13 protein-coding genes are annotated in these 14,737 nt (G+C 35.9%); 4 read left to right on the top strand and 9 right to left on the bottom strand.

Annotated features, from left to right (window positions below; all coding sequences use genetic code 11):
- Window positions 1-13: 13 nt before the first annotated feature.
- The gene (locus HNR27_RS14120; RefSeq protein ID WP_429340223.1) at window positions 14-382 is read left to right on the top strand and encodes a YugN family protein; all 369 of its coding nucleotides are present in this window, start codon (window positions 14-16) and stop codon (window positions 380-382) included.
- 181 nt (window positions 383-563) lie between these two features.
- A complete protein-coding gene (ytvI, locus tag HNR27_RS14115; RefSeq protein WP_429340222.1) occupies window positions 564-1,607 on the top strand; it encodes a sporulation integral membrane protein YtvI in 1,044 nt (347 codons plus the stop codon).
- Between the two features lie 36 nt (window positions 1,608-1,643).
- Here ytvI and HNR27_RS14110 read toward each other — a convergent pair whose 3' ends face one another.
- The 6 genes from HNR27_RS14110 to coxB form a co-directional block, all read right to left on the bottom strand.
- Window positions 1,644-2,099: a DUF420 domain-containing protein gene (locus HNR27_RS14110; RefSeq protein ID WP_212919531.1), complete on the bottom strand. Its 456-nt coding sequence runs from the start codon at window positions 2,097-2,099 to the stop codon at window positions 1,644-1,646.
- A gap of 66 nt (window positions 2,100-2,165) precedes the next feature.
- Window positions 2,166-3,083 carry a cytochrome c oxidase assembly factor CtaG gene (ctaG, locus tag HNR27_RS14105; protein ID WP_429340221.1) on the bottom strand — a complete coding sequence of 306 codons (918 nt, stop codon included), beginning with the start codon at window positions 3,081-3,083 and terminating at the stop codon, window positions 2,166-2,168.
- Between the two features lie 153 nt (window positions 3,084-3,236).
- Complete coding sequence (ctaF, locus tag HNR27_RS14100) at window positions 3,237-3,551, bottom strand: cytochrome c oxidase subunit IVB (RefSeq protein WP_212919529.1); 315 nt, start codon at window positions 3,549-3,551, stop codon at window positions 3,237-3,239.
- 3 nt (window positions 3,552-3,554) lie between these two features.
- Window positions 3,555-4,175, bottom strand: coding sequence for a cytochrome (ubi)quinol oxidase subunit III (locus HNR27_RS14095; RefSeq protein ID WP_212919528.1), 621 nt, complete (start codon window positions 4,173-4,175; stop codon window positions 3,555-3,557).
- A gap of 2 nt (window positions 4,176-4,177) precedes the next feature.
- Complete coding sequence (gene ctaD / locus HNR27_RS14090) at window positions 4,178-6,028, bottom strand: cytochrome c oxidase subunit I (RefSeq protein WP_429340220.1); 1,851 nt, start codon at window positions 6,026-6,028, stop codon at window positions 4,178-4,180.
- A 47-nt stretch (window positions 6,029-6,075) separates the two neighbouring features.
- Entirely contained in the window at window positions 6,076-7,128 is a 1,053-nt protein-coding gene (gene coxB / locus HNR27_RS14085) for a cytochrome c oxidase subunit II (RefSeq protein ID WP_212919526.1), read from the bottom strand.
- A 739-nt stretch (window positions 7,129-7,867) separates the two neighbouring features.
- Between coxB and HNR27_RS14080 the strand changes: the two genes are divergently transcribed.
- Window positions 7,868-8,824 (top strand): COX15/CtaA family protein, encoded by a 957-nt coding sequence (locus HNR27_RS14080; protein ID WP_429340219.1) that lies wholly within the window; start codon window positions 7,868-7,870, stop codon window positions 8,822-8,824.
- A gap of 40 nt (window positions 8,825-8,864) precedes the next feature.
- Here HNR27_RS14080 and pyc read toward each other — a convergent pair whose 3' ends face one another.
- The 3 genes from pyc to HNR27_RS14065 form a co-directional block, all read right to left on the bottom strand.
- Complete coding sequence (gene pyc / locus HNR27_RS14075) at window positions 8,865-12,305, bottom strand: pyruvate carboxylase (RefSeq protein ID WP_429340218.1); 3,441 nt, start codon at window positions 12,303-12,305, stop codon at window positions 8,865-8,867.
- Window positions 12,293-13,477 (bottom strand): putative lipid II flippase FtsW, encoded by a 1,185-nt coding sequence (gene ftsW, locus HNR27_RS14070; RefSeq protein WP_429340217.1) that lies wholly within the window; start codon window positions 13,475-13,477, stop codon window positions 12,293-12,295. Before ftsW ends, pyc begins: the two co-directional genes overlap by 13 nt.
- Window positions 13,478-13,635: 158 nt before the next feature.
- A complete protein-coding gene (locus HNR27_RS14065; protein ID WP_212919522.1) occupies window positions 13,636-13,917 on the bottom strand; it encodes an Fpa/YlaN family protein in 282 nt (93 codons plus the stop codon).
- Between the two features lie 233 nt (window positions 13,918-14,150).
- Here HNR27_RS14065 and HNR27_RS14060 point away from each other — a divergent pair, with 233 nt between their 5' ends.
- Window positions 14,151-14,621, top strand: coding sequence for a hypothetical protein (locus HNR27_RS14060; RefSeq protein ID WP_429340216.1), 471 nt, complete (start codon window positions 14,151-14,153; stop codon window positions 14,619-14,621).
- Window positions 14,622-14,737 lie beyond the last annotated feature (116 nt).

Raw genomic sequence — 14,737 nt, 5'->3', positions numbered from 1 at the left:
TGAGGTGAAATAAATGAAATTAGAAAATTTAGGAATTGAAGATACAGTTTTAGACCTTAAACCATTAGATCATATTATGGGAAAACACGCATTTATTCGTGCTGGTCAGTGGGATTATGAGCGTGTTACATATGATTATAAGATTGGTTCTAACGAAACAAATGTTACATATTATATCCGTGTTCAAGGATATGCACTAGAAGGTGATGTGGACCGGAAGGATGCTGTCATTAAACTTCTTACCCCTTTACTAGGTAAACATTATTACCCACACGGTATCGAGTATGGTGAAGAAGAGAACTTCCCAGAAAATTTAGTGGAACGGGCAAGAGAGATTTTACAAAGTCTTAGTGAAGAATTACAATCACTTAAAGGTGAATAAGTTAACAACGAAATGAATCATATAAGAACCTGGTATACTCTTATTTCGAGGATAACGGGTTCTTTTTTTGTAAACAATACCAATTTATAATTATTTAGTCCTATTCATTGGAATAGTTTCATGCTATATTTTGTATAGATAGTATATAACCATTCCCTTTAATCGAAAGGAGTACAATTTTTTGTTTCGGAAAATTTTTATCTTCCTAATCGTCGCAACTCTCTTAATCGTAGGATTTTATGTTCTATCATTATCCATACCACTTATTATTGCAGTACTTACTGCACTTTCTTTGAATCCATTAGTCAGGCTAATTCAGAATAAGGTTAAGCTATCTAGAAAATCAGCTGTAATTATTGTTTTTCTTTCGTTCATCATTATTGCAGGTATAGCAGGTTCCTTTTTAGTTACAAAGGCCGTCGGACAAACAATTAATTTTGTTGAAGATGTTCCATCCCATATTAATAAAATAAACAGTATCTATGAAGATTTAGAAAAAAAGTTTAGTGAATATGGTAAAAATCTGCCTACTGAATTTGTCCAAACAGTAACCGATAGCTTTGATAATTACATTAGTCAGCTAAGTGATACTATTAAAGAAAAATTAACTATTAATAAGGTTGCAAAGATCTTTGCGGAAGTACCCCAGTATATTGTTAGTATATTAGTCTATCTAATTGCACTGTTTTTATTTATGCTAGAGTTGCCTATACTTAGAAAAAAGATATATCAATTATTCACAGAGGAAACAGCGAGAAAAGTCGCCTTTATGAATAGTCGGATTAAAAGTGTTATTGTAGGATTCTTTAAGGCACAATTTTTGGTAAGCTTATTAATTTTTGCAGTTTCTTTAATTGGCTTATTTATAATTGCTCCAGATGTAGCGCTTATTATGTCTTTAATTATATGGGTTATCGACATCATACCAATTATCGGCTCCATCATCATACTTGGACCATGGGCACTAATTATGTTTTTAGCAGGTGATGTTCAGACCGGTATCGAATTATCTATTCTAGCAATCATATTATTAGCGATTAGAAGAACAGTAGAACCTAAAGTAATGGGTAAGCATATGGGACTTTCCCCACTAGCAACCTTAATTTCTATGTTTTTAGGTCTTAAAATCTTTGGTATTTTAGGTTTTATTATCGGACCATTAATCATTATCATTTATAATTCTGCACGAGAAGCAGAAATTATCCGTATTAATATTAAAATATAAAAAAATGTGATAGCTAATTCGCTATCACATTTTTAATTATGTACCCAATATTGCTTTAATTAAACTCGTGGTTTGACCACCATGAAAAAACACATAAAGCAATAAATAAACTGCGATACCTGTTATCGCACTACCAAACCATATAACAGCAGTTATAGGGCCGATTTTTCGATGCTTCGAGATTTTCCGTTTAAATGCCAAATATAATGTAACAATCCCGAAGACCGCACCGGTAGTCGCTAAAAAGATATGGAATATTAAAAATATCGTATAATAAATTTTTATGTTTTCCGGACCACCAAAGCTAGTGTTCCCCGCAAATACTGTACGAGACATATAAATAATAAAAAACAATAGTGCACTAATTGCAGCAGCAATCATCACTCTTTTATGAGCTTTTGGTTTATTGGTTACAATAAGTCTCCAACCAATTGCTACTAGAATAGCGCTTAATAAGATAAAAGACGTACTTAATGTAGGTAAGATTTCCATCTAATGTATTTCCCTCCCTAATTATAAAAAAGAGATGAAAAGGAGGTTCTATCCCTCCTTTCCGCTCTAACTTCCTTCATGTATTGGTTTTGGTGGAAGTGGATCAATCTTTAATGTTTCAGGACTGAACCAAGCATAAAATACTTTTGCTAAGATGATTCCATAGGTAATTTCCTGCATTATTTTCATGATAATTCCACCAAGCTGTTGATCCTCTAATGTGCTTAGAGCAGAAAACATTTCGGGACCCGACAACTGGCTGGTCGACGCAAGACCATTTAATACATCACCAGGTACACACAATGCTAAAGCTTGAAGCCAAGCGCCACTAGAGCTATATGCAGCATAAAGTGGGACATCTGAGAAAATTATCAGAACACAAGCAGGTGTTATAAGAACACTATTACCAAAAATATAAAATATTTTTACTAGTGGATGCTTAATTGGACCAAACTCTTCTACTGGTGACATGACTGGAAACCAAACTAAAAAACCAAAAATTAAAAGTACTAAATGAATCGCAATATGGGCAACATCCGACGATTTTGTCAAATCAAAGATGGACGGTAAATGATAGAATGAAAAAGCTCCGTTAAAAAGCACAATTGCGATAAGAGGAAAGGTCAATACTTTTAGAATTGGTTTTACCACTGGTTTTAATAAAATCTTCTCCCATATCCATTTAGGAATTCCTTTTATCATTAAAATTGGAAATACCAATATGTATATTGCCATTTGCGCCATATGTGCGGAAAGCATAATATGGGTTAACAAATCCACTGGCGATCCCTTTACAATATAAAGTAAGAATAAACCTATATAAAAGAACCAGTATTGTTTTATGGTCGGTTTATCTACAACTCCAAATTTATGTCGAAGTGGACCTGTAATTAAATAGTAAGCAACACCTAAAGCAACAACAAATAAAAAGAAATAAGGGCTCCATAATGCACGGAAACCAAAAATTTGTAAATTAAGCCACATGCTATTCACTCCATAGATATCCTATTATATACCTTTTCATTATAACCTATTTGATAGACTGAAACACAAAGATTATGTGACAACTTTTTAAATCTCAAAAAGTTTATAAAATAACCTCATTAAAAAAGACCGGAGTTTCCCCCGGTCTTTAGTTTACCACCATATTACTAAAGTAAGAGCCATTACAGTTAGGAATGCGGCCCATACGCCACCATATATCATGACTGCAGCCATTCCATGTCCTTTATCTTTCAAGTGCATGAAATAATAAAACTGAAATCCTACTTGAATTAAAGCTAGTACTAGTAATAATGGGATAGCAACCATCTTGCTCATCATTTCTGTTCCTACAATCAGAAAAGCTAGAATTGTAAAGATAATCATTAAGGCAAATGTGATAAGTTGCTTTTTCATTTCCTCTTTACTTTGTTGTTTATGAAATTCATTGGATTTGGTGTTTTCTGCCATAACTTATCCCACCTTTCCCATTAGGTAAACAACCGTAAAGATGAATACCCAAACAACGTCAATAAAGTGCCAATATAAACTGAATGTATTGAACTTTGGTGCATTGTACAGATTTAAGCCACGTTTTGCATTTCTAATCATTAATGCTGATAACCAGCAAAGACCAAACAATACGTGCCCACCATGGAAACCAACTAATGTATAGAATGCAGAACCAAATGCTGAAGATCGGAATGTGAATTCAAAGCTATGAATGTAATGGTAGAACTCATAAATTTCACAGCCTAAGAATCCTACACCAAGTAGACCTGTAATTCCTAGCCAAAGCATCATCTTCTTAAAATTATTATTTTTCATATGATACATTGCATAAACACTTGTTAAAGAACTAGTAAGTAATAGCATTGTCATAAGAAAAACTAATTCAAGTCCGAAGAGCTCTTGTGATGACGGACCTCCTGCAGTTGAATTTTTTAACGCAAGGTACGTACCAAAAAGGCTGGCAAATAATACTGTTTCTCCACCTAAGAAAAACCATAACCCTAGGAATTTATTTTTCCCTTCAAGCGTTGCCTTCTCTGGGTGTTGTGGCATATTTTCAGGAGTTAAGGAGTGATCTGCCATTATTAATCAGCCTCCCTTTCAAGTTCTTCTTTGTGAATATGGTAACCATGATCATCCTTCAATGATCGAATTAACATACACACTAATGCAAGCGCCATACCACCAAATAGTAGGATATACGCTAAATTATTGTCCATATGATAAATAAAGCCAAGTCCAGCAATAAAGAAGCCTACAGACATAATAAATGGTAGGATAGAACCATTTGGCATATGAATGTCACCGATTGGTTCTGCTGGAGTTAATTTACCATTTCCTTCTGTCTTTTCAATCCATAGAGGATCAAGACCACGAACTAATGGAAGCTGCTTAAAGTTGTAATGTGGCACTGGTGTAGCTACAGCCCATTCTAATGTACGTGCATCCCAAGGATCATGTGGTGCTGGTTTTCCTTTAATACCACTGTAAATTGCATTAATTATAAATACAATTACACCAAATGCCATGAAGAATGCTCCAATACTACTAATTAAGTTTCCAAGGTCTAATTCTTGATTCTCTAAGAATACCCAATAACGACGTGGCATACCCATTAGACCTAAGAAATGTTGGATAAAGAATGTTAAATGGAATCCGATAAAGAATGTCCAGAAAGCAAGCTTACCTAGTTTTTCATTTAGAATTCTATTGAACATAAGCGGCCACCAATAATGTAGTGCAGCCAAAATTCCAAATACAGTTCCACCAACAATTACATAGTGGAAGTGAGCAATTACAAAGTATGTGTCATGATATTGGTAATCCGCTACAGATGTTGCAACCATGACACCAGTCATTCCCCCAATTGTAAAGGAAGGGATAAATGCTAATGACCATAACATTGCAGAGTTAATGGTAATATTACCTCCCCATAGGGTGAGTAACCAGTTAAAGATTTTAATACCAGTCGGTACAGCAATCGCCATTGTTGCAACCGCAAAGATGGAGTTAGCAACAGGTCCCATACCTACTGTAAACATATGGTGTGCCCAAACCATGAATCCTAAAAACGCAATTAAAATGGTAGCAAATACCATTGCAGTGTAACCGAATAAACGTTTCTTAGAGAATGTAGCAAAAATTTCACTAAAAATACCAAACGCTGGCAGAATTAAGATATACACTTCTGGGTGTCCAAAAATCCAGAATAAGTGTTGCCATATAATGGAGTTACCTCCAAGAGCAACATCAAAAAACGCCGAGCCAAACATACGGTCAAACATCATTAAGAATAGTCCAACAGTTAATGCTGGGAATGCAAATAATATTAATACACTTGCAACAAACGTAGTCCATGAGAACAACGGCATACGCATAAATGTCATACCTGGTGCACGCATATTCACAATAGTGACTAGGAAGTTAATACCCCCCATTAATGTACCGGCACCAGATATTTGCAGACCTAAAACGTAATAGTCTACGCCATGTCCTGGCGAAAGTGTGGAGAGTGGTGCATATCCTGTCCAACCTGCATCTGGAGCACCAGTTAACCAACTTACATTTAGCATGATTCCACCAAATAAGAATAACCAAAAACCTAAAGCGTTAACAAAAGGAAATGCCACGTCACGTGCCCCAATTTGTAGTGGCATGACCGCGTTCATTAACCCTAGTAAGAGCGGCATGGCCGCGAAGAAAATCATGGTAGTACCATGCATTGTAATCATTTCATTATATAAACCAGCGGAAATAAAGTCATTCTCTGGTTTTATTAATTGAATACGAATAATCATAGCCTCTATTCCACCAAGTAGGAAAAAGAAACCTCCACCATAAAGATAAAGTTTACCAATCTTTTTATGGTCAACAGTGGTTAAATAATCCCACAAAACGGCAGCGAAGCTTCTTTTCTGAGCAATTGCAGTACTCACAAAGATAAACCTCCCTTTTCAATCTCTTGAAACCCTATATCAAAAACTTACTTACCAGCATCTTCTGTTGTAATTTCAGAAGGCTTTAACTGCATTAAGTATTCCGCAATTAATGAAGCATCTTCTTCACTAAGTTTTGGATATGCACCAGTCATCTTGTTACCTGGTTTAATTTTCTCTGGGTTTAAAAGCCATGCAACGATATTTTCCTTTGTCATGTCTTTGACTCCAGCTAGTTTCGTACGATTTCCGAAATCAGTTAAGTTCGGACCTACCGCAACAGGTGAAGAACCAATCGCATGACAGCCTATGCAATTATTTTCTTGGAATAATTCTCTACCTTGTGCAGCCATTTCATTATCAGGCACTGCCTCTGGGTCAACACTTTGCATATCAGCTACCCACTGTTCAAACTCTGTTTTACTAACTGCTACAATTTTGAAATCCATTAATGAATGTGAAGGTCCGCATAACTCAGCACATTTACCCCAGTATACGCCTTCCTCATACGCTTCAATGTAGAATGTATTTTCGTTTTCAGGGTTTACATCTAACTTACCAGATAGGGTTGGAACCCAAAACGAGTGAATAACGTCTGAAGATAACATGTTTAAGTATACTTTTTCTCCAACAGGGATATACAAATCTTGGCTTGTTTGAATATCCATACCATCATAATTGAAATGCCACCAATATTGATTACCAGTTACACCAATGTTGATGTGATCCTTCGCATCCGCTTTATCTGCTAAAACAAATGTATACCAAACAGTTGGTACTGCGATGATGATAATTAACAGAATCGGGATAATAGTCCAAACAGTTTCTAGCGTTTTGTTTCCCTCAACCTGCTTAGGAATGAAGTCTTCCCGTCCTTTTCTTTTACGGAAACGGACAAGCGCAATTGTAAAGATAACCATTACAACAAGAAAAACAAATGACATTATCACTGTAGGTAGAATTATTAGATCTAAAGATTTTTCTGCTCCATAACCTTTTGGATCTAATGCAGTTAAGTTTTCCTTACCGCAGGCTGATAAAAATAGCGCTACAAAGCCTAACAGGGACAAAACTTTAAATTTTCCCATCCAACCTTTCATGTATTCATACCTCTCTTTCTATATTTCCTTCCTTTATCATAATTGGAGTAAGGACAAAATGATACCAAGTAGAGATTTACCCCCTACCTCAATTGTAAAAAACAGAGTTCAAGTTGAATATGTTCCATTCATCATAACATACTGTTTTTTCTTCCAATGATACATTAGCATTCCCGTTCTTAAGGAAGTCATTTCTGTTCTCTCCATCTTGCATATCCCCCCTTTTAACTTCCATAATAAGGGACATAGTGAAAGAAGCATACTTAATTAATAACCTCTCTGTTACTATTCCCAGAAAGTATGCTATCTATGATGCCAGATGTATCATGGTTTAATATTTTATTTTACTTACACTTGGGTTCATCTGATTCATCAACGATTAACTTCTGACTATTTTGTGAATTCTGTAAAGAAAATAAATAAAAGGCTTTTGCCGCCTTTACGATTGCTAACTATTATGTATCTTCCACAAAATTTATATCATTGTTTTTCGTTAAACTCAGAATTTCCCCTACCTTATTTCTAGCAGACAATGAATAACTTTGCAAGGTTTTTTTATTGAAGTCTGATACAACAAGGATTATTTCCATGATAGTTTAACAATTCTGTGTCAAATATCATTTTATTGTCATATTTATTTGATTTATAGTGACGAAAAAGCTTATCATGGAGAGTGGAATATTATCAGAATACAGGTAGTTGGAATGTTACAACAAGTTATAAAGTGAGGAAAATAGTAATGATTAAAACATTGAAATGGCTTTCTGTTTTTACCACCATCGGAATGATATTTGTTTTAATTGGCGGGGCGCTTGTCACAAAAACAGACTCTGGGGATGGATGTGGTGATAGTTGGCCATTATGTAAAGGGGAACTCATCCCTAGTCAGATAGATATGGAATTAATTATTGAACTAAGCCACCGATTAGTTTCAGGTGGAGTAGGGATATTTCTTATTCTATTAGTAATCCTATCATGGAAGCATATTGGACATATTAGAGAAGTGAAATTTCTTTCCCTGTTATCCATTATTTTTCTTGTTTTACAAGGACTAATTGGGGCAGCGGCAGTTATATGGGGACAGTCTGACTTTGTATTGGCAGCACATTTTGGTATATCTCTTATTTCCTTTGCTTCTGTCTTTTTACTTATGCTATTAATTTTTGAAATTGATCGGAAATTTGATGCCGATTCCTTACATATTAAAAAGAAGCACCGAATAGAAATATACGCACTGACAGCCTATACTTTGTTAGTAGTTTATACAGGGGCGTTAGTTCGGCACGTAAATGCAAACTTAGTTTGTGGTGATTGGCCATTTTGTACCAATTCGTCTCCATTTGATTTTGGCTCCTACAGCTTTGAACAGTGGGTACAAATGGGACATCGACTTGCTGCGGGAATATTATTTATTTGGACACTTAGCTTATTTATTCGGATTCTTAGACAATACCATCATAGTAAAGTAATGACCTGGGGATGGACAACTACGTTTACTTTAATTGCTTTGCAGGTTTTCTTTGGTGCCATGATTATCTTTACTATATTAAATCTAATCGTCGCTTTAATGCATGCTTTAGTCATCACCTGCTTCTTTGGTATGTTGAGTTACTTTATCCTTCTGTCTACTAGAAGTGCTGTAAAAGAAAGAAGAAATATAGACATCGAGGAAATCATTAATTCTAATATTAAGTAAATTGCTAAGCAAAAAGGCGCCTCATTAGGCGCCTTTTCTGTTATTCTAGCTCAATCAGTAAATCATTCACCTCAATAGCATCGCCATCTCGAACAAAAATATCTTTCACCACACCAGAAAATGGCGCTTGAACAGTAGTTTCCATTTTCATTGCTTCTGTAACAACTAGCTGATCACCTTTTTCAACCCTTTGTCCCCGTTCACATGCAACCTTCAATACAGTACCAGGCATCGTTGCTCCAATCTGCTTTTCGTTATTTTTATCAACCTTTTGTCTTAATGTGATGGTAGTTTTGACACTCTTATCACGGACAATTACTTGGCGTGCCTGTCCATTCAATTCGAAATAAACAACCCTGGTTCCATCTTCACGTGGTTCTGAGATGGATACAAGTTTTACAATTAAGGTTTTTCCCTGTTCAATTTCGACTTCAATTACTTCCTCTATATTCATTCCATAGAAGAAGGTCGGTGTGTCAAGAACTGATACATCACCGTACGTCTCATAGAAATGGTAGTAATCCATAAACACCTTTGGATAGAGAGCATAGGAAATCATGTCAAAGCTAGTAACTGGTTGATCTAGTGTCTTTTGTAACGTTTCCTTCAAATGATCAAAATTAATCGGATCTAGTAGTTTTCCTGGTCTTTCTGTTATTGGTTTTTTGCCCTTTAATATGATGCGCTGTAATTCTCTAGGAAAACCTTGATATGGTTGACCTATATAACCACTGAAAAATTCTATTACTGAATCTGGAAAGTCTATTGTCTCCCCTCTTTCATAAACATCGTCCTCAGAAAGGTCGTTTTGTACCATGAATAATGCCATATCTCCAACCACCTTAGAAGAAGGGGTTACCTTGACAACATCACCAAACATGTCATTGACTCTACGAAACATCGTTTTTACTTCATTCCAACGCTCTCCTAAACCAACTGCCTTAGCCTGTTGCTTGAGATTACTATATTGGCCACCTGGCATTTCATGCTCATAGATTTCACTGTGTGGTGCCTTCATCCCACTTTCAAATTCCTGATAGTAATCCCGAACTCCTTCCCAATACGAGGATAGTTTTTCATAAGAGTGAATGTCTACCTTTGGTTGACGTTCATTCCCTACTAAAGCATGGAAAAGCGTTTGTGCACTTGGTTGTGAGGTTAAGCCTGCCATTGAGCCACAAGCTACGTCTACAACATCAACTCCAGCATCAATAGCCCTCGCATACGTATAGATTCCATTTCCACTTGTATCATGGGTATGCAAATGTATTGGAATATCGACTGTCTCCTTTAATTCAGATATTAATTGATAGGCTGCCTCTGGTTTTAATAAGCCAGCCATATCCTTAATGCCTAATATATGCGCTCCAGATTGTTCTAGCTCTTTTGCAATAGTCTTATAGTAAGACAAATCATATTTAGTTCGATTCGGATCGAGAATATCACCAGTATAACAAATAGCTGCCTCAGCAATTTTATTCTGATTCCGAACTGCCTGTATGGCTGGCCTCATTCCCTCAACCCAATTCAAACTATCGAATATACGGAAAACATCAATTCCTTCTGTTGCACTCTTTTCTACAAATTCTTCAATCAAGTTATCCGGATAATTCGTATATCCTACAGCGTTACTTGCGCGTAGTAGCATTTGAAATAATACATTCGGTACATTTTCTCTTAGCTTACGAAGTCTTGCCCATGGGTCTTCCTTTAAAAATCGATATGCGACATCAAAGGTAGCACCCCCCCACATTTCAATAGAGAAAAGTTCAGGCAATAAATGGGATGTTGGCTCTGCTATTTTTACTAGGTCCTTAGTCCGAATACGTGTAGCTAGTAAAGATTGGTGAGCATCGCGAAAGGTTGTGTCAGTTAATAATACTTTATTTTGCTCCTTTAACCAGCTTGCCAATGCATCTGGACCTTGTTCATCTAATATTTGTTTTGTGCCAGGTTGTACCGGTACGTTTGCAATAGCTGGTATAGGAGGAGTATCAAATACAGGCTTACTCTTTTTAGACATTCCTGCAAATCCATTAACAGTTGTCTCTCCAATAAACGTAAGCATTTTTGTTCCTCGGTCCTTACGCTTCGGAAAAACGAAGAGTTCAGGTGTTTCATCAATAAATGTCGTATTATACTCACCTGTCATAAATTGTTCGTGCATCATAACATTTTCGAGGAATGGTATATTCGTCTTAATTCCGCGAATACGAAATTCCTTTAAATTTCGGACCATTTTTTGAACAGCTTGTTCAAAGGTAAGTGCCCATGTAGAAACTTTTACGAGCAAGGAATCATAATGCGGTGAAATTTCCGCACCTTGAAATCCATTTCCCGCATCAAGACGTACCCCAAAGCCACCACCGGAGCGATATGCCATTATTTTTCCAGTATCTGGCATAAAGTTATTTAATGGATCTTCTGTCGTAACACGGGACTGAATTGCATATCCTAATGTTCTTATTTCAGCTTGTTGCGGAATACCAATAGAAGAATCATGTATATTTTGCCCTTCGGCTATTTTTATTTGGGTTTGAACAATATCTACTCCAGTAATAAGCTCTGTAATTGTATGCTCTACTTGGACTCTCGGATTAACTTCGATAAAGTAAAATTGATTATCTTTAACAAGAAACTCTACTGTTCCGGCATTTAAATAATTGACATTCTTCATTAACGTTACTGCAGATTGACAAATTGCGTCCCGTAATTCGTTATTTAGTGAAAGACTTGGTGCTACTTCTACGACTTTTTGATGCCTGCGCTGAATCGAGCAGTCACGTTCATATAGATGAACGATATTTCCAAACTGGTCTCCGATTATTTGTACTTCAATATGTTTTGGATGCTCTATCAGCTTCTCCACATATACTTCGTCACTACCAAAAGCAGCTTTTGCCTCCGATTTAGCCCTTTCATATCCGTCTCGTAAGCTATGTGCATTACGGACGATACGCATGCCTCTTCCACCACCGCCAAGTGCCGCCTTAATAATAATTGGATAGCCGTGTTTTTCTCCAAACTCTTGGACTTGTTCCAAGGAACTGACAGGACCATCACTACCAGGAATTACTGGTAAACCAGCTTTTAAAGCCTGCCCTCTTGCTCTTACCTTATCACCAAACATATGTAAATGTTCACTTGTTGGTCCGATAAAGATAATTCCTTCTTCCTGACACCTTTTTGCAAACTCTATGTTTTCTGATAGGAAGCCATAGCCTGGATGAATGGCATCTACTCCTACCCGTTTGGCAATTGCAATAATTCCTTCAACATCTAAATAAGCATCAATTGGTTTTTTTCCTTCCCCGATTAAATAGGACTCATCTGCCTTATAACGGTGATAGGATCCTAAATCCTCCTTGGAATATATCGCTACTGTACGAATATTTAATTCCGTGCAGGCTCTAAAAACACGTATTGCAATTTCCCCGCGATTTGCAACTAAAACCTTTTTGATCTTATTTAACTCGACCATTTTGTTCCTCCTCTATATTGAAATCTATTTTCTGGAATTGGTTCTTCATTTACAGGAACAGGTTCCTGTTCTTTTTTCTTAACTGATCTAGCAATATTATTTAAAATCCCCATAGATACAAGCAGTATTAATAAGGATGAACCACCATAACTGACAAAAGGTAATGTAACACCAGTTATTGGTAATACTCCACTTGCAGATCCTAAATTAATAAACGCCTGAATACCAATCATTGAGGAAATACCAATTGCAAGTAGAGCCCCGAAACTATCATCACATTTTCTTGAGATAAATATTCCTCTTAAAACAATGGTTGCTAATGAACCAATGACAACAAAAACGCCAATAAAACCAAGCTCTTCTGCGATCACTGCCATAATAAAGTCCGTATGAGGGCCAAATAAATACCCTAGTTTCTGAACACTTTGTCCAAGACCTTCTCCGGTTAAACCTCCGACACCTATCGCTAAGTAGGATTGAATTAAATGGTAACCATCATCATCAGGATCTTCAAATGGCTGGTAAGCACCTGTAAATCGTGAAATCCTCTCCTCCGTTATCATATGCGGAATCGCAACAGCTACCAATAATAATCCTAATGCTATCAATAAGAATAGATGCTTAAAGCGTATTCCTGAACTAAAAATAACTGAGCAAGCTATTAAAAAGATAATAGAGGCTGTACCAATATCTGGCTGTAATACGATTAAACCAAGAATAAACGCGGTTAAAATTAAAGGAGGAAGTACTCCCCTACTAAAATTATTGATATAGGCCTGTTTTTTAGAATAGACAGAGGCTAAATACATAATAATTCCGAGCTTTGCAAATTCTGACGGCTGTATTCTAATCGGCCCTATGCTTAACCATGATTTCGCATTACCACTTACATCCCCAAACAATCTAACAGCTATTAACAATACGATAACACCTAAGATAATTAACTTAATTAGCTTCTGATAATTTCTGTAAGGGAAAAAACTACAAAATACAAATCCAGCTATGCCCAGGATAAACCATTGTAATTGTCGGATTAAATAATAATTGCTTTCATACCCCTCCACAATGGCCAAAACCATACTAGCACTATAAATCATAACTATTCCGAATCCAGTTAAAAAAAGTGGAATAATAATAAGTGTAAAGTCAAAATTCTTAAGTTTGCGTAGCAATTTGTCCCTCTCCCATTAATAAACTAACCCATTTTACTATTGAATCAGTATATAGCAGTTTTTTTCTAATTCTATTGTTTTTAAACAAAAAAACCTTGCCATTTCATATGCAGGCAAAGTTTTATGACAAAATCCTACCACACGAAATTAGTGCAGTCTTACACAGATTTTTGTGATGCTTCATGAAGAATATTAAGCTGCCTCTCTAGGTTTTCAAGAAGTGCTTTTCCTTCATCCTCACTAATTAAATGTAGTCGAACCGCAAAATCAATCTCTCTTGACAGACCAAACATTTGCGTATCTAATACTTCTTCGTATAACGGACATTGTGGCATTGTTAAATTATCAATCTGCACCTCAATTAACCGTAAAATTTTATCAGCATCAGCCTTTAGAAGGGCATAGGCTTTTTCACGATGGTCAATCGTTACCTCTTGCATCAAATTATCCCCTCCGGACAAAACAAACCTACAAGTATAAATGTATAAGCTTGTTTTTCTTTGATCAGATCAATTCTTCTACCATTATATTATCGTTTACTACTATAAAATGCAAATGTTACTTACAAGAACCTACAAATAAAATTACCACTAGGAACGGTTTTTTTCGTTTTATTTATTACCCATGTCTGCTATTCTTAATAAGTATACATATATTTGAAAGGTGGATACTTATGATTGTTCCGATAATAGGAAATGTAAGGTATCAAATTACCATGGATCCAACCGTATGGATATTTGATGATCGTAAAATAATATTGGAGGAAGCCTTTTCGGTTCGAGAAAAAAATGAGAAGGATCTTCTAGAGGAAGCTGCTAAAAAGTGGGAACGTGCAATTGAGAAGCCCCCTGTTAATAAAACATTAACTAGGCATGAACGAGAAGACATTCTTCAATACTCCTATGTTATGCCAATTCATGATTTTTTAAATCATGCTGAGATTAACGATGATGCAAAAGATGCCACACTTATTACGAGCGAAGGTGAAGTTTCTATTTCTATTGATCAGCTCTATAATAGCTATTTACTTTTCGCATTAAATGGAAAACCATTAAAGGAAGATGGCCCTGTCCATCTACTATATAAAGATGGTACCAATAAAGATAATCCAATAAAAGGGATAAAAAAAATCCAGTTTAATTAAATTGAAAAGCAGCTACATGATGGCTGCTTTTCTTTTATTAGTATAATTTGTTCTCGTCTACTTAAACTAACAGTAAAGTTATTCCCCTTATATTTATTCTACTAGGAGGAGAAATT

The organism is Ornithinibacillus bavariensis (assembly GCF_050433565.1).
In the GTDB taxonomy this organism is placed as follows: domain Bacteria; phylum Bacillota; class Bacilli; order Bacillales; family Amphibacillaceae; genus Ornithinibacillus; species Ornithinibacillus bavariensis.
Note: the sequence above shows the minus strand (reverse complement) of the source record. Positions and strands in the feature narration are given on the sequence as shown.